We start from the raw sequence: 22,118 nt of genomic DNA, 5'->3' as shown, positions 1-22,118 counted from the left end.
CAACGCTATGGGCAAGAAGCCTCAGGCGCACGGGATCACGGCCTGAGCAATTCCCTGGTCAGCGGGCCGATGGCAGCCGGATCACGCAACAGCTGGGGGTGTGTCGCCACCGGCAGCTCCGTGCGGGCGCCGATGGGCAGCACGGCGCGCCATCCCGGCAGCACGGCCAGATCAATGGCGGAATAGAAGCTGTGGCACTCAATCCGGTGCAGGGTGTCGAGGTTGCCGTTCAGGCGCTCCAGCAGGCCGCTGCCCCACTTCAGACCAGCGATGCCCTTGAAGACGCGCCCAGGCCAGGGCTGGGCCGTGAGTGTGCCCTGCTGGGGACTGCCGACGCTGATGAAGCGTCGTGTGCGCTGGTGCCCACCCATGAGCTGAATCCATGTGCGGGCAATGACGCCCCCGATCGAAAAGCCCAGCAGGTCGATCGGCTCCTCCAGCCCCAGACTCGCCCGGATGTGGCCACCGAGCAGCTCAGCAGCCTGTTCGATCGGGGTAAGGCCGAGGCGCAGGGGCAGGGCAGGGATCAGCAGATTGGGCCGTCGTTCTCCCAGCTCACGCCTGAGTCTGTTGAACACCGCTGGGCTGTCGAGCAGCCCATGAACCAGAACCAGGGGGGGACTCGGAATCGGAGAACGTGCTGATACCACCAACCAATTAAAACCAGCGGCGGCTCCAAATGAGAGCCGTGGTGACCGACCGCCCTGGTCAGCGTCACGTCGGGGCAGTCATGAGCAGTTTCCCGCCAGCAATCAACAACACAGCGGCGAGAATGCGCTTGATGGTGGTGTGAGGAAATCGGTGACTGCCGAAATGGGCTCCAGCGAAACCTGCCGCGACAGCGACAATCGCCAGAGGGATCGTGAAAGTCGGAAAGTTTTTCGTGCTGCTCACATTGCCCAATAAACCAGCCACTGAATTCAGCAAGATAAACAATGCAGACACGGCTGCAGCAGATTTGACTGTTGACCACCGCATCATAAGTAGCAAAGGAGTAAGGAAAATACCGCCACCCGTGCCCGTCAGCCCTGATAACAATCCAAGGCAAGCACCGATTGGAATTGCGCAGGCAATTGCCGGTGGCGAGCTTGGCGTATCAGCACTTTGACCAACAATGAATCTTACAGCCGACAGAACAAGCACGACTCCAACTATTAGCCTGAATGCGGTTACCGGAATATTGAGGTAGCCACCAAGAAACGCCATGGGCACTGCCAACACAGCAAATGGCCAAAATAGTGGCCATGAAAAGTGGCCGCGTCGTGCGAACTGCCATGTGGCTATCGTCGCCACAAGAATGTTGAGCATCAGCGCGGTTGGCTTGATGGCACTGGGCGACAACCCGGCCAGCGACAAGATGGCGATATAGCCGGAAGCGCCTGCGTGACCGACAGATGAGTACAAAAACGCCACTCCACCGATGGCGATGCACAACAGCAGGATGTGATCAGTATTCATGGACAGAGGACGCTGCAGATTGCAAACATGGTCCACGATTCAACGCAGGTCACCCTTGCAAGAGGTCAATGCAAACTTGTCAGGCAGTAGATCGTTCTCTCTTTAGCAGCAGGCAAGCTATAACGGCGCCAATCATAGCCAGAACTGCCATCGGATAGAAGACAAGATCATAACTCCCGAACAGATCTCGAATATGACCAGCCAGTAAAGTTCCAATCAAGGCGCCAGCTCCATAGGCAGTAAAAACAATTCCATAATTCTGGGCATACTTTTCGGGATTGAAAAAGCGGAGAGTAATGGTTGGAGCCATGGCCAACCACCCGCCAAGACAGAACCAGAACAGGCAAAAGGCAGCCAGATATGTGGCAATCTGGCCAGCTTCAGCATTGATCATCAGCACGCAGGCAACTAGGATCAGTGCGTAGGACAATATGGCAACATAGTGAGGCTTGAACCGATCACTTAACCAGCCAAACAGCGGACGACTGACGCCATTAAAAAAGGCGAATAAAGAAACACTCCAGGCTGCTACAGTCGGATTGATATCAATGATTTCTTCCCCGACTGAACTGGAAATACCAATGGCGGTCAAGCCGACCAGGGTTCCGATCGCGTAACAGAGCCATAACCCATAAAACGATCGATTATGGAATATGTTTCGGGTATCGACCAAGGCTGAGCCAGCAACAGCAGCGGCATGGTGTCGAGGATGCCAGCCCTTAGGCGGCAACTTCATCACCAGAGAAAGAGCCAGGATGATGAACGTAAAAGCAATGCCAAGCAGGCGCAAGGTGGGGCGGACTGTGTAGGCTTCAATCAATTTATTGGTGAGAGGAGCCGTAATCAAGGGCGAAAGCCCAAAACCAATGATCGTCAAGCCCACAGCGAGGCCTTTTCTATCAGGAAACCAGCGAGAGACGACCACGATGGGAACACCATAGACAATGCCCACACCTGTTCCAGCGATCATCCCGTAGGTGACAACGAGAGCTCCAACGTGAGTAGCAAAACTTGAAAGCATATAGCCCAAGCCTACGATAATACCTCCGATAGCAGTTGTGACGCGGGTACCAATACGAGGAATGTAAAAACCTGCGATTGGCATCATGCCAGCATAAAAAACCAAGCCAAATGTAAATGGAAGCAGGCTTTGAGTGGCACTGATTCCAAGCTCGCCTTCCAAGGGAGTCCTGAAAATACTCCAGGAATACACACTTCCCAAGCAAAGCAGGATAATGATTCCAAAAGGAATCAGAAGCCATCGGCTTTGCTCAGCAGGTTGCCCTAAAAACTTGAGTTGAGGCTGATGGTGAGTTGTATGAAGAGTCACTGTGACCAGCGAGACAGACGCAACAACAAAAGCGACATTCGCAATGGCAGACTATCGACTCCGATCACCTTCCTGCCAGAAGATGGCAGCCGTGTCAGCAAGCCAGAGCAGACGCAACAGGCACATCGGCTTGCAGAGCCCGATCTTCTCATCATGACAGCCCTGCATCAACCAAGCAAGAATCAGGCAGAACTCCGGCAAAGAGACCCCTGGAAACCGTAAAAAGGCTGGCCAATGTCCTCCGGCCTGCCGAGATCAGCCACAAGATCGGCAATAGCTTTCTGGTAACGGAGACGCAGAAACGGGGTGAGCTTGTCCAGGGCCAGCCCCTGCACACCCATGGTCAAGTAGTGCTGCAGCACCAAATCCAGAAAGAACTGTTGCTTGCAGATGAACCTGAAGTGGATGTACCTGCGGGCATGCTCTGCTCGGGAAACTGGGTTGAGGTACAGGCGCAACTCAGCGCCGGGGATGGCGGCTTGTATCTCAACGGCGATCTAGCTCAGAAGCGCCTGAGTAAGCACGTTGCTGGACTCATCGGAGCAACCGGACATCGATTCAGATGTTGACGGTTCGGCCGAAAAACCAGGCTCGAGCTGACCTCAAGATGCAATTTCCAGACCTGATGATGCAATTCCTGCACCTGGCTGGATCCCAGGACTATGATCTGCGCAGACTGGCTCTCCCACCGAAACTTCTCCATACGAAAGCAGCCGATTAACATAGCTCATATTCGTGCAAACATCATATCTACACAAAGACAATATCCACAAGAAGATCATATCTTAATGAAGATCATATCCAGGCAATGATCATTTCCGAGCGAACATGACACCCCAAATTCTGAGTTGCCCAGCAGCCAGGTAGCACCCTCATCAGCTCGCGCGGGAAAGTCCTGGATGGCTGAGCCCACGGCAAGGTGCAAGCCCTAAGGGATATGACGCAGAGGTTCCGCAGGGCGGTCGTCTGCCTAGGTTCCGAACAGGTGAACTCCTTCCAATACCAACAGGAGACGGACGATGACGGCCATCAGCCAGTGCCCATTCGCAGGCCGCTCCGGGGCCCCCACCACCGCCGGGGACCAATCCAACCGGCACTGGTGGCCCCACCAGCTCAACCTGGCCATCCTTCACCAGCACGCGCCGGCCTCCAATCCGCTCGGGGCTGAATTCAACTACGCCCAGGCGTTCAACGAACTGGATTTCGCCGCCGTGAAGCGGGATCTGCACGCGCTGATGACCGATTCCCAGGACTGGTGGCCGGCCGACTGGGGCCACTACGGCGGGCTGTTCATCCGCATGGCCTGGCACAGCGCCGGCACCTACCGCACCGCCGACGGCCGCGGCGGTGGCGGCACCGGCAACCAGCGCTTCGCGCCGATCAACAGCTGGCCCGACAACGGCAACCTCGACAAGGCCCGGCGGCTGCTCTGGCCGATCAAGCAGAAGTACGGCAACCGCCTCTCCTGGGCTGATCTGATCATCCTCACGGGCAACTGTGCCCTCGAGTCGATGGGCTTCCCCACCTTCGGCTTCGGCGGCGGCCGCGAGGACATCTGGCAGCCGGAGGAAGACATCTACTGGGGCAAGGAAACCACCTGGCTCGGCGATGAGCGCTACAGCGGCGATCGGGAGCTGGAGCTTCCCCTGGGGGCAGTGCAGATGGGTCTGATCTACGTGAATCCCGAAGGCCCCAACGGTGAACCAGACCCTGTGGCCTCCGGGCGGGACGTCCGCGAAACCTTCGCCCGTATGGCCATGAACGACGAGGAGACCGTCGCCCTGGTGGCCGGTGGTCATACCTTCGGCAAGGCCCACGGCGCCGGATCGCCGGATCTGATGGGGCCGGAACCGGAAGGGGCCCCGATCGAGGAGCAGGGGCTGGGCTGGCACAACCGGTTCGGCAGCGGCAAGGGGGCCGACGCCACCACCAGCGGCATCGAAGGGGCCTGGAAGCCCAACCCCACCACCTGGGACCGGGGCTATTTCGAGATGCTGTTCGGCTACGAGTGGGAACTGGAGAAAAGCCCCTACGGCGCCTGGCAGTGGCGGGCGAAGGATGTGCGCGAGGAGCACCTGATCCCCGACGCCCACGACCCCAGCAAGCGGCACCGGCCGATGATGACCACGGCCGACCTGTCGCTGCGTTTCGATCCGATCTATGAACCGATCGCCCGCCGCTTCCACCAGGATCAGCAGGCCTTCGCCGACACTTTCGCCCGCGCCTGGTTCAAGCTCACCCATCGCGACATGGGGCCCAAGTCGCTCTACCTCGGCCCTGAAGTGCCCGCGGAGGATCTGATCTGGCAGGACCCGCTCCCCGCCGTCGACCATCCCCTGATCGGACCCGCCTCCATCGCCGAGCTCAAGGCCCGGGTGCTGGCCTCCGGGCTGACCACGGCGGAGCTGGTGGCCACGGCCTGGGCCTCGGCCTCCACCTTCCGCGGCTCCGACAAGCGGGGGGGCGCCAACGGCGCCCGCCTGCGCCTGGCGCCCCAGAAGGACTGGGAGGTCAACCAGCCCGAGCAGCTGGCAAGGGTGCTGGGCGTGCTCGAAGGGATCCAGCAGACCTTCAACACCGCCCAGGTTGATGGCACCCGGGTGTCCCTGGCGGATCTGATCGTGCTGGCGGGTGGAGCGGCTGTGGAAGCCGCGGCGGCCGCCGCTGGCCATGCCGTGGAGGTGCCCTTCAGCCCGGGCCGAACCGACGCCACCCAGGAACAGACCGATGCCGCCTCCTTCGCGGTGCTGGAGCCACAGGCCGACGGCTTCCGCAATTACCAGAAGCAGGCCTTCAGGGTGCGGGCAGAGGAGCTGCTGATCGACCGGGCCCAGCTGCTCACCCTGAGCGCACCGGAGCTGACGGTGCTGGTGGGCGGGCTGAGGGTGCTGGGTGCCAACACAGGCGGATCAGCCCATGGCGTGTTCACCCACCGCGTCGGCACCCTCAGCACCGACTTCTTCGTGAACCTGCTCGACATGGACACGGTATGGACGCCCAGCTCAGAAGCCGGTGACAGCTTCGAAGGACGCGACCGCCGCACAGGCGAGCTGCGCTGGAGCGGCACCCGGGTGGATCTGGTGTTCGGCTCCAACTCCCAGCTGCGGGCCCTTGCGGAGGTGTACGCCCAGAACGATGGACCCGCCAAGTTCGTGGCCGATTTCATTTCGGCCTGGAACAAGGTGATGACGCTCGATCGCTTCTCCTGAAGCTCCCGCGATTCAATCCGGAACCGGCGGCGAGGAGCGCACGATCGCATCCACCATCCGGGCGGTCTGCGCAATCGGCCCCACATCGTGCACCCGCAGCACATCGGCACCCTGCGTGATCGCCTGGGCGCAGACAGCCGCTGTGCCCCACAGCCGCGTGCGAGGTCTGGGCTCGTTGAGCACCGCGCCGATGAAGCGTTTGCGCGATGGGCCCACCAGCAGGGGGAAACCTTCGTGGCGCAGGCCCGCCAGCCCCCGCAGCAGCGCCAGGTTGTGCTCGGTGGTTTTGGCGAAGCCCAGTCCCGGGTCCCAGATCAGCTGATCAGTCCGCACCCCCGCAGACAGCGCCGCCTCGCTTGCGCGCAGCAACTCCTCGCGCACCTCGGCTACCACATCGGCGTAGGTGGCCAGCCCATCCATGCTGCGGCTGTCGCCGCGACAGTGCATCAGCACGTAGGGACAGCCGAACTCCGCCACCACCGAGAGGATCTCGGGGTCACGGCGACCGCCGCTGACGTCGTTGATCCAGTGGGCGCCGGCCGCCAGAGCAGCCGCGGCCACCGGGGCCCGGAAGGTGTCGATCGAGAGCCGAGGACCTCCTGCCTCGGTGCAGGCCGAGCGAATCAGCTCCAGGGCCGGCAACACCCGCCCAAGTTCCTGCTCGGCGCTGATCTCCACCGCCCCAGGCCGGGTGCTCTGCCCCCCCAGATCGAGCAGTTCCGCCCCCTGGCGCAGCATCACCCGGGCCTGGCGCAGGGCGGCAGCGGGCCGATCGAAGCGGCCACCATCACTGAAGGAATCGGGGGTGAGATTGATCACCCCCATCACGTAGGTGCGCAAACCCCAGGGGAGAGCGCCCCACCGCTGACCTGGATCAGACCCCGCCGGGTCAGCCGCTGGATCCGACGATGCTTTGCTGAAGGCCATGGTCGGCACTGCCGTCGGCGCGCCCCATCCTCAGCCCCCGCCGCATCGTTCGGGGTTCCATGGGAAACTGACCAGGTCACCGGTCCCTGGACCGATGGCAGCCCCATGGAGGGGTGGTCGAGTGGTTGATGGCTCCGGTCTTGAAAACCGGCGAAGGGAAACCTTCCGCGGGTTCGAATCCCGCCCCCTCCGTTGCCTGCAAGCTCTCCTGGCGAGATCGCTGGAGAGCTGCGGAAACTGCCGCTAACGTCGGCCGGCTTGTGATCCGAACGGCGCCATGAGACGAACACGTTGGCTGCTGCCGGTGTTGTTGCTCTGCGGACTGCTGCTGGCGATGGTGCCGGCCCTGCCCGCCCCCAGTGCCGCCCAGGCCACCCGCAGCGAGATCCGCGGCGTGTGGATGACCACCAACGACATGAGCACCATGCGCGATCGCACCAAGTTGCGGGCCGCGATGGACCAGCTGAAGGAGATGCATTTCAACACTGTTTATCCGGTGGTCTGGAACTCCGGCTACGCGATTCACACCAGTGAGGTGACCCGGGCGCGAAAGATTCAGTCGTTTTCCTACAAGGGCCTTGAAGGCCAGGACATCCTGGCGGATGTGATCAGTGAGGGCCACACCAAAGGGATGCTCGTGATCCCCTGGTTCGAATTCGGCTTCATGGCTCCCCCATTTTCGGAGCTGGCCCAGCAACACCCCAGCTGGCTCACCCAGCGGCAGGACGGCAGCCGCACCTCGATCAGCGCTGCCGGAGAAGTGGTGTGGCTCAACCCCTTCAGGCCGGAGGTGCAGCAATTCATCACCGAGCTGGTGCTGGAAGTGGTGGGCAACTACGACGGCGATGGCATCCAGTTCGATGACCACATGAGCCTGCCCAATGAATTCGGCTACGACAGTTACACCAAAGCGCTCTACACCAAGGAGACCAAGCGTGCGGTGCCCAGCAACCCCATGGATCAGGCCTGGATCAAGTGGCGAGCCGACAAGATCACGGCCTTCATGGTCCAGCTGGACAAGGCCGTGAACGCCAAAAAGCCCAAGTCGATCGTCTCCGTTTCCCCCAACTACTACGACTTCGCCTACAAGCTGCAACTGCAGGACTGGCTGGGCTGGGTGCGGCGCAACATCGTCGATGAAGTGATCGTGCAGCTTTACCGCCCCGATGTCGCCAGCTTTGCGGCGGAGGTGGCGCGCCCCGAGCTCGCAGAAACCCGTAAGAAAATCCCCACCGCGATCGGCGTGATGACAGGGCTGCGCACCAAGCCCGCTCCGATGCAACTGATTCAGGACCAGGTGCAGACGGCCCGGCAGAACGGCATGGGAGTGGCCTTCTTCTATTTCGAATCGCTCTGGACTGCCACCGCCGAAGCGGAAGACCTGCGCCGCGAGGGCTTCCTGTCCCTGTTCCCCAGTCCTGCGCCACGCACGCCGCTCTGAGGCCCCAGGTGAAGGAACGTCTCAGGAGCTAAGGGGCCAATCAGCTCAGCTGGCTGCGGAAGCGCGAGACACTGATGGCCATCAGCAGCGTGGCCATCACCAGCAGGGCCAGGGCATGGGGCCAGAGTGCCTCGAGACCGACACCCTTCAGCAGCAGACCTCGCAGGATGGCGATGTAATGGCGCAGGGGATTGAGCAGGGAGAGGGCCTGAAAGAAGGCCGGCATGCTCTCGATCGGCGCGATCGCGCCGGAGGTCTGCACCATCGGCAAGGTGATGAAGAAGGCCGTGAGCATCACCTGCTGCTGGGAGCGGCAGACCGTGGCCAGCATGATCCCCACGCCGATCCCCACGAACAGATACAGCCCCGAGAGGGCCAGCAGCAATAACGGATCGCCCCGGATGGGCACGCCGAACACCAGCCGGCCTAGGCCCAGGGCCAGCAGCACATCCCCCATCAGCAACACGACCAGGGGCAGGATCTTGGCCAGCAGGATCTCCCAGGCGCCAGCTGGGGTCATCAGCAGCTGCTCGAGCGTGCCACTGTCCTTCTCGCGCACCAGCGTCACCGCCGACACCAGGGTGGCGATCAACGTGAGCACCAGGCCGATCACCCCAGGCACGAAGAACCAGCTGCTGGTCAGACCGGGGTTGTAGAGAAAGCGCACCTGGGTGCGCACCGGCGGAGTGGGCGGCAAAACCCCCGCCTCCGGCCGGAACCGGCGCAGGATCTGCTGGATGTAACCGCTGGCGATGCCGGCGCTGTTGGCGTCGACCCCATCGATGAACACCTGCACCCGGGCGGTGTCACCGGTGGCCAGCCGCTTGCTGAAGTTCGGTGGGATCACCAGGCCGGCCGTCAGCTCTCCGCGCTCCACCTGCCCGGCCAGCTCCTGTTCGCTGCGGGGATAGGAGCTGGCCAGGAAGATCCGGTTGGCGGTGAGGGCCGACACCAGCTCCCGACTCGCCGCAACCTGGGCGTAATCGACCACCCCCAGCCTGAGGTTGTGCACCTCTGGGTTGAGGGCGAAGCCGTAGATCAGCAGCTGCAGGGTGGGGGGAATGATCAGCAACTTGATCAGCTGTCGGTCGCGCAGGATCTGCTGGACCTCCTTGCGCAGCAGGGCCCAGAGGCGACTGGCCGTCAACACTCGCCAGCCGTGCCACACGATCCTCACGGCCCGCCCCCGCCGCCATCGGCCAGCTGCAGGGAACCCAGGGAGCGCCGCGTGACCAGATAGAGCAGTGCCGCCAGGGCCAGGATCATCAGCACATCCAGCCAGACACCGACCCAGCCCGTTCCTCTCACGAAGGCATCACGGCTGATCACGATGAAGTAGCGCGCCGGGATCAGGGCCGACACCAGCGAGAGCGGTGGGGGGATGTTGCTGAGCGGATAGATGAAGCCCGAGAGCAGCAGGGCGGAAAGGAACCCCACCAGCGACACGCCCTGCACAGCCGCATTCTGGTTGGCGCTGCGCACCCCCAGCAGCAGCCCGAAGAGCACGGCGGCGGCCAGATAGAGCGTGGTGCCCACCAGCAGGGGCGTCGGGTCGCCGGCGAAGCCGAGCTGGAAGATCAGCCCCCCCAGCCCCATCACCACAACGGCCATGCTCAACCCCACCAGCAGGTAGGCCAGGGCCTTGCCCAGCAGCAGCTCCGGCGCACGGATCCCCGATGCATAGACCTGCAGGATCGTGCCCTTGTCCTTTTCCTTCACCATCGCGATCGCGGCAAGCAGGGAGGGAAAGATCCAGAGCACCACGGCATAGACCCCCGGCACGATGTACAGCGATTCCTTGCGACCGGGGTTGAACCACAACCGCGTCAGCGCCTGCACCGGCGGCGGGTTCGTGAGCAGCTCCTTCTCGGAGAGAAAGAACGCCGTCGTGCCCTGGATGCCGTTGCGGATCACCCGGGCATTGTTGGTGTCGGTGCCATCCACCAGCACCTGCACCTCCACCGGCTGGCCGGCCTTGAGGCGGCGGCTGAACTCCGGCGGGATGATCACCGCCGCCTTGGCCAGGCCCCGATCGATCGCATCGGCCACCGGGTCGTCGCCCCGCCATGGGGCTGGCCTGAACTGGTCGGTTGCGAAGAGACGGTCGGTGTAAGCGGCGCTGAGGGGACTGCGGTCGAAGTCCTGCACCACGATCGGAATCACCTTGGTTTCAAGGCGGATGGCGAAACCGAAGATGAGCAGGGTGAGCAGGGGCAGCAGAAAGGCCAGACCCAGCGTGAGCCGGTCACGGCGGAACTGCAGCAGCTCCTTGCGGCACTGGGCCAGGACTCGCCTCATCTGGCCCCCCCTTCTCGCGCCTGGGCCCGCTGCACGGTGCCGATGAAGGCATCTTCAAGGGAATGGGGCACACGGCGCAGCCCCTCCAGGCTGAGCTGGGCCTGGCTCAGCAGCAGCTGCAGGCCCTCGACCTCCCGCTCGGGATCATCCAGCACCAGATGGAGGCGGTCGCCGAAGCGACTGACCCGCCAGGGTTGCCAGTGGCGGCGCAGCAGAAGGGTGGCGATCTGGAGCTGATCCTGCGGCAGCACCAGTTCAAGCACCTGGCCCGGCTGGGCAGCCTTGATCGCGCCTGGGCTGCCCTCGATCACGTTTTCGCCGGCCACCATGAAGCAGAGCCGGTTGCACTGCTCCGCTTCCTCCAGGTAGTGGGTGGTCACGAGGATGGCGGTGCCCCGGCGGGCGAAGGCGTTGATCAGGCTCCAGAACTGCCGCCGCGCCAGAGGATCCACCCCAGAGGTGGGCTCATCCAGGAAGAGCACCTCTGGATCGTGCAGCACGGCGGCGCCGAAGGCCACTCGCTGCTTCCAGCCCCCGGGCAGCCGTGCGGTCAGCATCTGCTCCTGACCCTGCAGCCCACAGCTGGCGATCACCCAGTCGATACGGGGCTGACGCAGGGGACCCGGGATGCCGTAGACACCGGCGTAGAACTCCAGGTTGTCCCGGATCGAGAGGTCGTCGTAGAGGGTGAACTTCTGGCTCATGTAACCGATCCGCCTCAGCAGATCCGGCCCGCGCAGCCGCTCCGACTCACCCGCCAGCACGATCTCACCGGAGCTGGGGGCCAGCAGGCCGCAGAGCATCTTGATCGTGGTGGTCTTGCCGGCGCCGTTGGCCCCCAGCAGACCGAAGATCTCGCCGTAGCGGATCTCCAGCGTCAGCTGGCGCACGGCCTCGAAAGGCCCGAAGCGGCGGCTGAGGCCCCGGGCGGCGATGGCGGGATCGGCGCGGCGCGGGCTGCTGCCCTGCACCCGTGGGAAGGGCAGCAGTGGCAGCTCCCCAGTGCGGCGGCGCTGGCGGATCACGACCACGTTCTCGAGGGTGGGGGCGGTGACCAGCAGTTCCTGCAGCGGCAACCCCTGACGGCGGAACAGCTCCCGCACCTGGGCTTCTCCCGTGGCCGCATCGTTCACTAGCAGATCGAGCCGGTCGCCGAAGGTCTGCACATCGACGATCGCTCCACCACTGAGCAACGGTTCGGCCGCAGCCGACGCGGCCCCCCTCAGCTCCAGCCGACTCAGCCCCAGCCCCCGCTTCAGGGCGGCCGGCGTATCCAGGCTCTCGATCTTCCCCTGCTGCACCAGGGCGATGCGGTGGCAGCGCTCGGCTTCCACCAGATCGGGGGTGGCGATCACGATCGTGACCCCCTCCTCCGCCAGGGTGGCGAGCACGTCCCAGAAATCGCGGCGCGAGATCGGATCCACCCCGGTGGTGGGTTCGTCGAGCAACAGCAGGCGTGGCCTGTCGATCAGGGCGCAGCAGAGGGCCAGCTTCTGCTTCATGCCACCGGAGAGCTGGCTGGCCAGGCGATCGGCGAAGGGCTCCAGACCCAGGCGCCTGAGCAGGGGAGTGCGCCGCTCCCGCCAGAGAGCTGGGGACACCAGCCGCAGGCCGGCCACGTAGCGCAGGTTTTCCTCGACGCTGAGGTCGGGGTACTGGGAGAACTGCTGAGTGAGATAGCCGACCCGCTGGCGGGCCTCGCGGGGAGGGAGGCCAAGCACCCGCACCTGGCCCCCGCTGGGCTCGATCACCCCGGCGAGGATGTGGAAGGTGGTTGTCTTGCCGGCGCCATCGGGGCCGATCAGGCCGAAGATCTCGCCTTCGCTAACCCTGAAGTCCAGGCCGGCCACGGCCGGGCGCTTGCCGTAGAACTTGTGCAGATCCTCCACGCTCACAACAACGCCGGCCGCGCTCCGGCTGGCGTTGTGGTGAGCGGGATCAGGGGGTGAGGATCTCGGCATCGGCAGGCATTCCTGGTTTGGCGTAACCGGCCGGATCCTCGATGGCCAGCTTCAGGCCGAACACCTGCCTGACGCGGTCGCGCTGGAAATAGATGGTCTCGGGGGTGAAGGAGGCCTGGGCATCGACTTCCGCCACCCGCGCCGCCAATGGCCGGCGGGGGTCCGAATCCAGGTAGATCCGGGCCTGCTGCCCCAGGCGCACCCGCCCGATCTCCCCCTGGGGAATGAAGCCGCGCAGATACACCGTGGCGGGATCCAGCAGGGTGAGCAGGGTGCGGCCGCTGGCCACCACGGCGCCGGGCTCGACACTGCGGGAGATCACAACGGCAGCCAGGGGCGAGTGGATCCTCAGGTAGGCGGCTTCCGCCTTCACCTGCTGCTCGGCCGCCTGGGCACTGCGCACATCGCTCTCAGCAGCCCGCACCCCGGCCAGGGCGCGCTGGCGCTGCTCGCTCAGGGCCTGAAGCTGGGCCGAGCGGATGGAGGGATTCAGTCCCGTCGAGGCCGCCAGCGCCACAGCACCGCGGGCCGCCTCCACCTGGCGCCGCTGGGCGTTGACCACAGCCTCGGCGGTCTCCAGGGCCGTGCGGTCCTGATCGAGGGACTGGGGCGAGGCCGCACCCTCCCGCACCAGCGATTCGGTGCGGCCCAGGGTGACCTTCGCCAGCCGCTGCTGGGCCTGGGCCTGGGCCAGCTGAGCTTCGGCGCTGGCCAGATTGGCTCTGGCCTGCTCCACTCGCCCCAGGTTGTCCTGCTCGGCCTGGGCCACCGTCAGACGGGATTCGCGGATCTGGCTGTCGAACACATCGACCTGAGAGCGGGCCTGGTTCAGCTGCTGACGGGCGGCGGCCAGCCGGGCCTGGGCGCCGCGCAGGCGGGCACGCACCTCATCGTCGTCGAGGCGAACCAGCAACTGCCCAGCCTTCACGAGCTCCCCTTCCCGGACCGTGACCTCAGCCACACGGCCACCGATCCTGGCGCCGAGATCGGTTTCGTAGCCCTCGATCCGACCGCTCAACCTCAGGGGGCCGGGGCTGGACCGCCCCAGCCACAGCCAGCCCGCCAGGCCGGCGGCCGCTAGGGCGAGGCCGGCTGCGGTCAACAGCTGCTGACGCCGGGACCAGGCCAGGGGCCGCAGCTTCAGGCGCACCCCAAGTGGTCCGCGGGCAGACGGGCTCCCTCCAGGCAGGCGCCGCCCAGATCGGTGCCGCCCAGCTGACAGTCGCGCAGGTCACAGCCGCTGAGATCGGCACCGGTCAGGTCGGCGTCGCGCAGGTTGGTGCCGTAGAGGCAGGCCACGCGCAGGCTGGCGCCGCGCAGCTGGGCACCCTGGAACTGGGCGTAGCTGAGATCGGCCCCCTCGAAGTCGGCGCCGCCCAGATCGGTGTGCTGATCAAGCCCGGAGCGGAAATCGGCCTCCACCAGCCGAGCCTCGCGCCAGCGGCTGTTGGCGGCCACCACTCCGCGCAGGCAGCAGCGGTGGAGCAGGGCACGGCTGAAATCGGCCCGCTGCAGGCGGGATCCCGAAAGGTCGGCCTCCTGCCAGCTGGAACCAGCGGCCTGCAGACCGGAGAGATCGGCACCCCAGATCAGGGCCTGCTGCAAGCTGGCGCCTTCGACACAGGCCTCGCGCAGAGACGCATGGCCGAAGCGCGCCTCGCGGAAGCAGCCCAGGCTCAGATCGCAGCCGGAAAGATCGAGGTGGAGGCCGTCGACATCGGGCAGGCGCAGGCCGATGAAACTGCGGCGGCCACCGGCAAGGGCCTGGCGCAGCTCCTCGATTGAAGTGGGCAGCGGCGGCGGCGGGGTAGCTGTTGTGGTCATCAGAAGATCGCCGCCAGATCATCGAGTTGCTGGCGGCGGGCCGCCAGCAACAGCTTTTCGGCCTGGGCCATCAGCCGGAACACCCCCTTGTCGATCACGTCGTAAAACACAAGGCTGCCTTCTGGCCGGCGACGCACCACACCGGCGATCATCAGCAACTTGAGGTGCTTCGAGACCAGTGCCTGACTGAGGCCGGTCTTCTCCACCACCGCGGTGACATTGAGGGCTCCGGAGCGCAGGGCCTCCAGAACCGTGAGGCGGTTGGGCTCGGAGAACACCTTGAAGTAGTCGGCAAGGGCTTCCATGGCGGCGTCACGCGGGAGCACAGGCTGCAATGAAACTTTAGCGCGCTGCCGCGGCAGCGCTGGAATGCAAAGACGGCTTTTCGTAGTATCATGCTGTCGTTATGCATTTCGCGTCAGAGCGCACCCCCGCCGATGACCACCGCCACTGCAGCCCCGGCCACCACTCCGCACCTGCGCGAGGACCTGCTCACGCCGCGCTTCTACACCACCGAGATCGAGAAAGCGGCCCGCACCGACCTCAATGGCCAGCGGCCGGCCTTCGAGGCGATGCTCAACGAAATGGAGGCCGACTACAACCGCGACCACTTCGATCGCAAGGCGCCGCTGGACCGTCTCAAGAACCTCAGCCCGGAGGAGAAGGAGGCCTATGAGAGCTACCTGGTCCGATCCTGCGTGTCGGAGTTCTCGGGGTTCCTGCTGTTCAAGGAACTCTCCAGGCGCCTCTTCCAGGCGGAGCGCCCCGAGCTCGGACGCCTGTTCCAGCTGATGGCGCGGGATGAGGCCCGCCATGCCGGCTTTCTCAACCGCGCGCTGGTCGCCGAGGGCATCACACTCGATCTGCCCAAGCTCAGCACCAGGCGGCCGATCACCTGGTTCCCGCTCAGCTGGGTGCTCTACAGCGTGTTTCTTTCCGAGAAAATAGGCTACTGGCGCTACATTCTGATCGATCGCCATCTCAAGGCGAGTCCGGGTAATAATTTTACGCCGCTGTTCGATTTCTTCGAACCCTGGTGCCAGGACGAGAACCGCCACGGCGACATCTTCAACATGCTGATCCGTTGCTGGCCCGGCCTGCGCCATGGCCTGCGCGGACGGCTGCTCAGCCGCTTCTTCCTCTGGAGTGTGTTCCTCACCCACAGCCTGACGGTGTGCGAGCGGGGCGACTTCTACCGTCTGCTGGGCATGGATCCGGCCGCCTTCGATGCTGAGGTGATGCGCCAGACCAACCGCACCGCCCGCCGCGCCTTCCCCTGGGTGTTCGACCTTGAGGGCAGCCGCTACCTGGAACTGCGCGACCGGATGGTGGCCTGCCATCGCGAGCTGCAGGCCGGCAAGGCCGAGGGGGCAGGGCTCCTGAGGCAACTCGGTCGGCGGCTGCGCTTCGGGCAGCTGCTGCTCCAGCAATTCCTGCAGCCGATGGTTCCGGCTTCGGCGGCATGACCCACGACCTCGACGGCGCCCCAGTGGCGCGGGTTTTCATCGGCTACGACCCCCGCGAAGAGGTGGCCGTGAACGTGCTCACCGCCTCGTTCCAGGCCCACGCCAGCATCCCGGTGCAGATCGGCCAGGTGCGGCTTGATCAGCTCAGGGGCGTGTACACCCGTGAGCGTGACCCGAAGCAGAGCACCGATTTCTCCTTCAGCCGCTTCCTGGTGCCATGGCTGGCCGGCTACCAGGGCTGGGCCCTGTTCATCGACGCCGACATGCTCTGCCTGGGCGACATCGCCGAACTCTGGGCGCTGCGCGACGAGAGCATGGCGGTTCAGGTGGTGAAGCACCAGCACGAGTGTGAGGAGGGGCTGAAGTTCCAGGGCATGCCGCAGACGCCCTATGGCCGCAAGAACTGGTCGTCGGTGGTGCTGTTCAACTGCGAGCGCTGCACGGCGCTGACGCCGGAGTTCGTGAACACGGCCACGGGGCTGGAGCTGCACCAGTTCCGCTGGCTGGCGGATGGGGAGATCGGCGAACTGCCGCCGGAGTGGAACGTGCTGGTTGGGGTGCAACCGGTTCCGGCCGCAGCGAAGGTGCTGCACTACACGCTCGGCGGCCCCTGGTTCGACGACTGCCTGGACATGCCCGAATCCCAGCGCTGGCTTGTGGCCCGCGAGGCCATGAACCGTCCCCTGGTGGCACCCCCTTCGCCATTCACGTCTCACGCTTCACCGCCTGATCCCCTTGTCAGCAGCTGCCATGACCGTTCCTGAACTGACCGCCACCTACCGCAACGCCTACAGCCGCATCAACGCCATGGTGATCGTCGGCGAAGGCCTGGCGGACCGGCATTTCCGGCTCTTGGCCGATGCCCTGCCGGACGATCGACAAGAGCTGGAACGGCTGGCGGCGATGGAAGGCCGCCACGCGCGCGACTTCGTTGGTTGCGGCCGCAACCTGGGCATCCGCCCGGATCTGCCTCTGGCTCGGCGGTTGTTCGCTCCCCTGCACGGGCTGTTCCGCCAGGCGATCCATGCCGGCGATCTGGTGAGCGCATTGGTGATCCAGTGCCTGATCATCGAGAGCTTTGCCGTGGCTGCCTACCGCTGCTACCTGCCGGTCGCCGATGCCGAGGCCGTACCGATCACCCAGGCAGTGCTCGGCGACGAAGAGGAACACCTCGACTACGGCGAACGATGGCTTGCCGCCTGGTATCCAGAAGTGGCTGCACCGATCACGACATGCTGCGAGCGGGCGGTGCCTGTGGCCATGGCCATGCTCCACAGCCTGGGCGACGACCTCAGAGCGATCGGCATCGATCCAACGGAGCTGGTGGTTGAATTCGTGGGCCGATTTCAAGACGCGCTGGCGTCGATCGGCTTCGAGCCCCGCCAGGCGCGGGGGTTGGTGGCGAGGCTGGCCGGTCGCGTGGCTGGGGTGCAACCAGCGAACGAACCCGTAGGTGTGGTCTGATCGTTCCAGGCCATTGAGATGGCAGATGATCCCTGATCGCACTCACGCATGTGGATCTCATGCGTGAGTGCTCTCATCCCATCACCATCCCATCAGCATCAGCGTGAAGGTGGATCCGAGATCCTCCCCCTTCCCAACGCATCTTGAAGCGGGGCAGCTCCAGCTGAGCTGCCGGGAGGGGCTGCCAGCGCAGTGAGCAGAAGCAGAGCAGCCGGCAGGCGGGTAGGCAGCAGGTGTGAAATGGCTCCGGCGGTGATGTCGTCGAGGCTCGTCAGCCCAGCAGTCCCTTGACGTGGCTGATGATCCCCTCGGGATCGAGGCCCTGGTGGGGGAACTGCTCCCAGAGGCCGCCGCAGCCCTCCTTGTGGGTGCCCAGGTGGCCGTAGCGGGGGGTGAAGCCCCGCTCCAGCAGCCAGGTGCCGTAGCGGCTGCCGAGGCCGGTGCGGCGGTTGAAGGATTCCACCACCAGCACGAAGGGAGAGGCGCCCGCCCTGGCGATCATCGCTTCATCCACCACATTGAGGGTGGGCTTGTTGATCAGACCCACGTCGAGCCCTTCCGCCCGCAGCCGCTCCACCGCATCGAGGGCGCGGTAGAGGCACTCACCGAAGCTCACCACATAGCCGGCACTGCCCTCGCGCACCAGCTCATCTTTGCCACTCTCAAAGCAATAGCCCTCGCCGTGCAGTTCGTTGCCGGCGGCATCAAGAAGATTGGGCACCTTCGAGCGGGTCGAGAAGATGAAGCGCAGGCCGGGATCAGCGAACACGGCCTTCACGCAGGCCTTCATCTGGGCCGCATCAGCCGGGAAATAGAGCCGGGTGCTGTCGTTCTCCTCCAGTCCATTGTCTGCAAAGCAGTTGTTGAGACCGAAATGGCAGGTGTTGTCGGCCATGTCGTCGATGCCGGCATGGGAGAAGTGACTCAGCACATTGGCCCCATTCAGCCGCGCCATGGTGACCTCGGAAATGATCATCTCCAGGAACGCGCTGAAGGTGGCGAAGATCCCCTGGCGGCCGGCCTCCATGCCGAAGCCGGCGGCCGCCGAGAAATTGGCCCGCTCCATGATGCCGCCGCTGACGAAGATCTCCGGATAGGCCTTGCGGATCTGGGCCAGACCGCAGGAGCCCTCCAGGTCGCTGTCCACCACCAGCACGCTGTCTTTACGGCTTTCAGGCGTCATGCCGCCCAGGATCTCCACCACCGCATCGCCGAACACGTTGCGGTTGGCCTCCAGACGCTGGCCTGAACCGAGGAAGGTGGCGGGATTGGCGGGTTTGACGATGCCCTTGAGATAGGTGGCGGCTCCGTCCTGGCCGCGCTGCTCCAGGTAAGCGATCGCCAGGTCCACCGGGATCACGTCGTGTCCGTGGGTTGTGCCCTCCAGGCCCTCGATTCCAACCGCCATCGGTCGCTTGTTGATCACCGCAACGGGGCCGTTCGTGCCCACAGCTCGGCAGAGGCGGCCATGCAGATCGTCGAGGTCCTCACCGTCGCCGCACAGGGTGGCCAAACCATGGCCGCCAAGGGTGCGCTCCAGGTCGTAGCCGGGCTGGTACTGGGAGGGGTGGCCGGCGATCGTCACGTCGTTGTCATCGATCACCAGCTTCACGTTCAGCCCGTGGGCCACCGCGAAGCGGGCCGCCTCGGCGTCATCGCCCTCCTGCTGGGCGCCGTCGGAGCCGAGGCAGAACAGGGTTTTGCCGGGGTGGGCCAGGGCGACGCCGTTCACGAACGGCCAGAGGTGACCGAGCCGGCCCGAGCTGAACTGCACACCAGGGGTGAAACCCAGCTCCGGATGGCCAGGCAGCCTGGAGTGGGCGGCGCGGTATTGCAGCAGCGCCTCGGCCGGCAGCTCGCCCCGCAGCACGCTGATCAGGTATTGGGTGGCCACCCGGTGACCGGCCTCATCGAAGAACACCGGCAGGAAACGATCCGGCGCGCCGCGGAAGAAGGCATCAAGAATCATCACCTCCGGCACCGTGTCGAAGGGACCGCCACTGTGACCGCCCACGCCCCGGGCCGCACCGGTGGCCGTGAAGAAGATGATCGCGTCGCGGCAGAGCTGGATGTTGGCGCGGAGCGCCTCCCGCTGGCTGGCGCTCAGGCTGGGCTGATCCGGATCGAGGGCAAGCGGCTGGAAGGCGGCCAGATCGATCGGAAATGGGGTTGAGATCGTGGCGGTCATGGCTGCGCTCAGGGAGTGGCCGCATTCCAGCACTTCTGGGCGAGCTCGCCGCTGAGGTCAGAAGATGAAGTCGTCACTCACCGGCCGACGGTTCAGGGCATGGGATCGACAACCATCTGGAACGGCCGCAGCGCGCCCCTTGGCGCCACGGTCTGGGGGGGTGGGGTCAACTTCAGCGTCTATTCGAAATACGCCACTGCGGTGGAGCTGTTGCTGTTTGAGCGTGAAGATGCGGCGGAAGCCACTCGGGTGGTGCGGCTGGATCCCACCCGTCACCGCACCTACCACTACTGGCATTGCCTTGTCGATGGCATCGGCGCCGGCCAGCTCTATGGCTATCGGGTCTCAGGACCCCATCGGCCGGACCTGGGCCTCCGCTTCGATGAGCGCAACCTTCTGCTCGATCCCTATGGGCTGGCGGTCGTCACCCCCCCTGGTTACAGGCGCGCCCAGGGCCGCTCCAGCGCCGATGGTCATGCCACCGCGATGAAGAGCGTGGTGGCCGACCCCGCTCTCTACGACTGGGAGGGGGACCGGCCGCTGCAGCGCTCCCATGCCGAGACGGTGATCTACGAACTGCATGTGAGGGGCTTCACCCGTCACCCCAGCTCCGGCGTGGCCCCGGAGCTGGCCGGCACCTACGCCGGCCTGGTGGAGAAGATCCCCTATCTGGTGGATCTGGGCATCACGGCGGTGGAGTTGCTGCCGGTGTTCCAGTTCGATCCGCTCGATGCACCCGTTGGGCTCAGCAACTACTGGGGCTATTCACCTGTTTCCTTGCTGGCTCCCCACAGCGGCTACTGCTCCAGCCGGGATCCGCTGGCGCCGCTGGACGAATTCCGCGACATGGTGAAGGCCCTGCATCGCGCCGGCATCGAGGTGATTCTCGACGTGGTGTTCAACCACACCGCCGAAGGGGATGAGCGCGGGCCCAGCTTCTGCTTTCGGGGGCTGGCCAATGAGTCTTATTACCACCTGGAGGCCGACCGCAGCCGCTACGCCAATTTCAGTGGCTGCGGCAACACGCTCAATGCCAATCATCCAGTGGTTCGCCGTCTGATTCGCCACAGCCTGCGCCACTGGGTGCAGTGCATGCATGTGGATGGGTTCCGCTTCGATCTGGCTTCGGTGCTCTCTCGCGATGAAACCGGGCAGCCGCATCGGCTGCCGCCGGTGCTGTTCGACATCGAGACCGATCCGGTGCTCGCCGGAACCAAGCTGATCGCTGAGGCCTGGGATGCGGCGGGGCTCTATCAGGTGGGCAGCTTCATCGGCGACAGCTGGCAGGAATGGAACGGCCAGTTCCGCGACGATCTGCGCCGGTTCCTCAAGGGGGACCCCGGGCAGGTGCCCAGGGCGGCGCTGCGGCTGCTGGGCAGCCCCGACCTCTACGGCCACGAGGAGCGGGAGGCGGAGCAGAGCGTCAACTTCATCACCTGCCACGACGGCTTCACCCTGGCCGATCTGGTGGCTTACAACGAGAAGCACAACGATGCCAATGGCGAAGCCAATCGCGACGGCGCCAGCGATAACGCCAGCTGGAACTGCGGCGTGGAAGGCCCCAGCGACGACCCAGGCGTTCAGGCGCTGCGCCAGCGGCAGATCCGCAACTTTCTGGCTGTGCTGCTGCTGGCCATCGGCTCCCCGATGCTGGCGATGGGCGATGAGGTGTGCCGCAGCCAGGCCGGCAACAACAACGCCTACTGCCAGGACAATCCGCTCAGCTGGTTCGACTGGTCGCTGCTGGAGCGTCACGCTGACGTCCATCGCTTTGTGAAGCAGCTCGTGGCTGCGCGGATGCACAGAGATGTGGTTATCGATCAACGCCGGCTCAGCCTCAACGACCTGCTGCGCGAAAGCAGGATCGACTGGCATGGGGTGGCGCTGGACCAGCCCGACTGGAGTGAGTCGTCGCGCTCCTTCGCCCTGACGATCCGCAGCATCGCCAACCGCTTCCGGGTGCACCTGATGGTGAATGCCTTCTGGGAGGCTCTGTCCTTCGAGCTGCCGCCGGTCGAGGGTTGGGGCACGCGCTGGCGATGCTGGATCGACACCGCCCAGCCCAGCCCTGACGACATTCACGACTGGGGTTCCTCCCCTGCGTTGACGACGACCCATCAACGGGTCGAACCGCGCTCGCTGGTGGCCGTCTTCGCCCTCCAGGAACAGGCGGAGCAGTGAGCCGATGAACCGCCAGCGTGGGATTTCGATCGAAGCCCTCGAGTCCGAATTGGAGGGCGACATCGACCTCAATGGGTTCCTCGGTCTCAATCCTGCTGTGCCGAAAGGTTTTACCGAGATCCGTGCCAGCTTCCGGGTGAACGCTCGCCCCGAAGATCTGCCGCGGATCCGGGAGCTGGCTGAGTTCTCCCCTGTGTTCAACGTGCAGTCGAACTGAAGAGTGCGGGGGAGTGAAGCGTCTTAGGAGTTTGCTGAAAAACCCGCCCACCCTGCGAAAATGGGGCAACCGCACAGCCGTGATGCGAGGTCAGCAGGAGCGCAGCGGCTCACTGTTCTCCTACGTCTCGATCGAGGAGCGGATCCCGGCCAGT

General features: G+C 64.7%; 19 protein-coding genes and 1 tRNA gene. 8 read left to right on the top strand and 12 right to left on the bottom strand.

The genetic code is table 11. The annotated features are described in order from the left end of the window. Positions 1-35: 35 nt before the first annotated feature. From KBY77_RS02790 to KBY77_RS02775, 4 genes are all read right to left on the bottom strand, one after another. Positions 36-650: a triacylglycerol lipase gene (locus tag KBY77_RS02790; protein ID WP_255102091.1), complete on the bottom strand. Its 615-nt coding sequence runs from the start codon at positions 648-650 to the stop codon at positions 36-38. 64 nt (positions 651-714) lie between these two features. Next, on the bottom strand, positions 715-1,458 hold the full coding sequence (locus tag KBY77_RS02785; RefSeq protein WP_255102090.1) for a sulfite exporter TauE/SafE family protein: 744 nt from the start codon (positions 1,456-1,458) through the stop codon (positions 715-717). Positions 1,459-1,537: 79 nt separating this feature from the next. Further along, a complete protein-coding gene (locus tag KBY77_RS02780) occupies positions 1,538-2,641 on the bottom strand; it encodes an OFA family MFS transporter (RefSeq protein WP_399212098.1) in 1,104 nt (367 codons plus the stop codon). Between the two features lie 329 nt (positions 2,642-2,970). Continuing rightward, positions 2,971-3,246: a hypothetical protein gene (locus KBY77_RS02775; protein ID WP_255102089.1), complete on the bottom strand. Its 276-nt coding sequence runs from the start codon at positions 3,244-3,246 to the stop codon at positions 2,971-2,973. A 561-nt stretch (positions 3,247-3,807) separates the two neighbouring features. On the opposite strand from KBY77_RS02775, the gene katG reads away from it, so the two are divergent. Beyond that, positions 3,808-5,997 carry a catalase/peroxidase HPI gene (gene katG, locus KBY77_RS02770; RefSeq protein WP_255102088.1) on the top strand — a complete coding sequence of 730 codons (2,190 nt, stop codon included), beginning with the start codon at positions 3,808-3,810 and terminating at the stop codon, positions 5,995-5,997. A gap of 12 nt (positions 5,998-6,009) precedes the next feature. On the opposite strand, the gene folP is transcribed toward katG, so the two are convergent. Continuing rightward, positions 6,010-6,822 (bottom strand): dihydropteroate synthase, encoded by an 813-nt coding sequence (gene folP / locus KBY77_RS02765; RefSeq protein WP_255102438.1) that lies wholly within the window; start codon positions 6,820-6,822, stop codon positions 6,010-6,012. A 209-nt stretch (positions 6,823-7,031) separates the two neighbouring features. Here folP and KBY77_RS02760 point away from each other — a divergent pair. Both KBY77_RS02760 and KBY77_RS02755 read left to right on the top strand, forming a co-directional pair. Next, positions 7,032-7,116 (top strand) — tRNA-Ser (locus tag KBY77_RS02760). An 85-nt stretch (positions 7,117-7,201) separates the two neighbouring features. Beyond that, positions 7,202-8,365, top strand: coding sequence for a glycoside hydrolase family 10 protein (locus KBY77_RS02755; protein WP_255102087.1), 1,164 nt, complete (start codon positions 7,202-7,204; stop codon positions 8,363-8,365). A 40-nt stretch (positions 8,366-8,405) separates the two neighbouring features. On the opposite strand, the gene KBY77_RS02750 is transcribed toward KBY77_RS02755, so the two are convergent. The 6 genes from KBY77_RS02750 to KBY77_RS02725 are packed head-to-tail and all read right to left on the bottom strand — an operon-like array spanning position 8,406 to position 14,753. Beyond that, the gene (locus KBY77_RS02750; protein WP_399212240.1) at positions 8,406-9,515 is read right to left on the bottom strand and encodes an ABC transporter permease; all 1,110 of its coding nucleotides are present in this window, start codon (positions 9,513-9,515) and stop codon (positions 8,406-8,408) included. A gap of 23 nt (positions 9,516-9,538) precedes the next feature. Beyond that, complete coding sequence (locus KBY77_RS02745) at positions 9,539-10,663, bottom strand: ABC transporter permease (protein WP_255102085.1); 1,125 nt, start codon at positions 10,661-10,663, stop codon at positions 9,539-9,541. Next, positions 10,660-12,624 (bottom strand): ATP-binding cassette domain-containing protein, encoded by a 1,965-nt coding sequence (locus KBY77_RS02740; protein WP_255102084.1) that lies wholly within the window; start codon positions 12,622-12,624, stop codon positions 10,660-10,662. Before KBY77_RS02740 ends, KBY77_RS02745 begins: the two co-directional genes overlap by 4 nt. Continuing rightward, positions 12,602-13,774, bottom strand: coding sequence for an HlyD family efflux transporter periplasmic adaptor subunit (locus tag KBY77_RS02735; RefSeq protein ID WP_255102083.1), 1,173 nt, complete (start codon positions 13,772-13,774; stop codon positions 12,602-12,604). Before KBY77_RS02735 ends, KBY77_RS02740 begins: the two co-directional genes overlap by 23 nt. Further along, entirely contained in the window at positions 13,765-14,448 is a 684-nt protein-coding gene (locus tag KBY77_RS02730) for a pentapeptide repeat-containing protein (RefSeq protein ID WP_255102082.1), read from the bottom strand. Before KBY77_RS02730 ends, KBY77_RS02735 begins: the two co-directional genes overlap by 10 nt. After that, a complete protein-coding gene (locus KBY77_RS02725; protein ID WP_255102081.1) occupies positions 14,448-14,753 on the bottom strand; it encodes a helix-turn-helix transcriptional regulator in 306 nt (101 codons plus the stop codon). The genes KBY77_RS02730 and KBY77_RS02725 overlap by 1 nt, the downstream gene beginning before the upstream one ends. Before the next feature lie 132 nt (positions 14,754-14,885). On the opposite strand from KBY77_RS02725, the gene acsF reads away from it, so the two are divergent. Genes acsF through KBY77_RS02710 form a run of 3 tightly spaced genes read left to right on the top strand, consistent with a single transcriptional unit; the run spans position 14,886 to position 17,378 of the window. Then, on the top strand, positions 14,886-15,914 hold the full coding sequence (gene acsF, locus KBY77_RS02720) for a magnesium-protoporphyrin IX monomethyl ester (oxidative) cyclase (RefSeq protein WP_255102080.1): 1,029 nt from the start codon (positions 14,886-14,888) through the stop codon (positions 15,912-15,914). Beyond that, entirely contained in the window at positions 15,911-16,678 is a 768-nt protein-coding gene (locus tag KBY77_RS02715; RefSeq protein WP_255102079.1) for a glycosyltransferase, read from the top strand. Before acsF ends, KBY77_RS02715 begins: the two co-directional genes overlap by 4 nt. After that, positions 16,665-17,378, top strand: coding sequence for a long-chain fatty aldehyde decarbonylase (locus KBY77_RS02710; RefSeq protein ID WP_255102078.1), 714 nt, complete (start codon positions 16,665-16,667; stop codon positions 17,376-17,378). Before KBY77_RS02715 ends, KBY77_RS02710 begins: the two co-directional genes overlap by 14 nt. Positions 17,379-17,649: 271 nt before the next feature. On the opposite strand, the gene KBY77_RS02705 is transcribed toward KBY77_RS02710, so the two are convergent. Further along, complete coding sequence (locus tag KBY77_RS02705) at positions 17,650-19,566, bottom strand: transketolase C-terminal domain-containing protein (protein ID WP_255102077.1); 1,917 nt, start codon at positions 19,564-19,566, stop codon at positions 17,650-17,652. A gap of 99 nt (positions 19,567-19,665) precedes the next feature. Here KBY77_RS02705 and glgX point away from each other — a divergent pair, with 99 nt between their 5' ends. Together glgX and KBY77_RS02695 are read left to right on the top strand one after the other, a co-directional pair. After that, on the top strand, positions 19,666-21,747 hold the full coding sequence (glgX, locus tag KBY77_RS02700; protein ID WP_255102076.1) for a glycogen debranching protein GlgX: 2,082 nt from the start codon (positions 19,666-19,668) through the stop codon (positions 21,745-21,747). Positions 21,748-21,751: 4 nt separating this feature from the next. Further along, complete coding sequence (locus KBY77_RS02695; RefSeq protein ID WP_255102075.1) at positions 21,752-21,964, top strand: OsmC family protein; 213 nt, start codon at positions 21,752-21,754, stop codon at positions 21,962-21,964. The last annotated feature ends 154 nt before the right edge of the window (positions 21,965-22,118 follow it).

The sequence above is a fragment of the Synechococcus sp. Cruz-7E5 genome, assembly GCF_024345995.1.
In the GTDB taxonomy this organism is placed as follows: domain Bacteria; phylum Cyanobacteriota; class Cyanobacteriia; order PCC-6307; family Cyanobiaceae; genus Regnicoccus_A.
Note: the sequence above shows the minus strand (reverse complement) of the source record. Positions and strands in the feature narration are given on the sequence as shown.

Coding starts and splice junctions, on each gene's coding strand:
- KBY77_RS02785 (WP_255102090.1), bottom strand. CDS start 1,458: ATGAATACTGATCACATCCTGCTGTTGTGCATCGCCATCGGTGGAGTG.
- katG (WP_255102088.1), top strand. CDS start 3,808: ATGACGGCCATCAGCCAGTGCCCATTCGCAGGCCGCTCCGGGGCCCCC.
- folP (WP_255102438.1), bottom strand. CDS start 6,822: ATGGGGGTGATCAATCTCACCCCCGATTCCTTCAGTGATGGTGGCCGC.
- KBY77_RS02755 (WP_255102087.1), top strand. CDS start 7,202: ATGAGACGAACACGTTGGCTGCTGCCGGTGTTGTTGCTCTGCGGACTG.
- KBY77_RS02745 (WP_255102085.1), bottom strand. CDS start 10,663: ATGAGGCGAGTCCTGGCCCAGTGCCGCAAGGAGCTGCTGCAGTTCCGC.
- KBY77_RS02740 (WP_255102084.1), bottom strand. CDS start 12,624: ATGCCGAGATCCTCACCCCCTGATCCCGCTCACCACAACGCCAGCCGG.
- KBY77_RS02730 (WP_255102082.1), bottom strand. CDS start 14,448: ATGACCACAACAGCTACCCCGCCGCCGCCGCTGCCCACTTCAATCGAG.
- KBY77_RS02725 (WP_255102081.1), bottom strand. CDS start 14,753: ATGGAAGCCCTTGCCGACTACTTCAAGGTGTTCTCCGAGCCCAACCGC.
- acsF (WP_255102080.1), top strand. CDS start 14,886: ATGACCACCGCCACTGCAGCCCCGGCCACCACTCCGCACCTGCGCGAG.
- KBY77_RS02715 (WP_255102079.1), top strand. CDS start 15,911: ATGACCCACGACCTCGACGGCGCCCCAGTGGCGCGGGTTTTCATCGGC.
- KBY77_RS02710 (WP_255102078.1), top strand. CDS start 16,665: ATGACCGTTCCTGAACTGACCGCCACCTACCGCAACGCCTACAGCCGC.
- KBY77_RS02705 (WP_255102077.1), bottom strand. CDS start 19,566: ATGACCGCCACGATCTCAACCCCATTTCCGATCGATCTGGCCGCCTTC.
- glgX (WP_255102076.1), top strand. CDS start 19,666: ATGGGATCGACAACCATCTGGAACGGCCGCAGCGCGCCCCTTGGCGCC.
- KBY77_RS02695 (WP_255102075.1), top strand. CDS start 21,752: ATGAACCGCCAGCGTGGGATTTCGATCGAAGCCCTCGAGTCCGAATTG.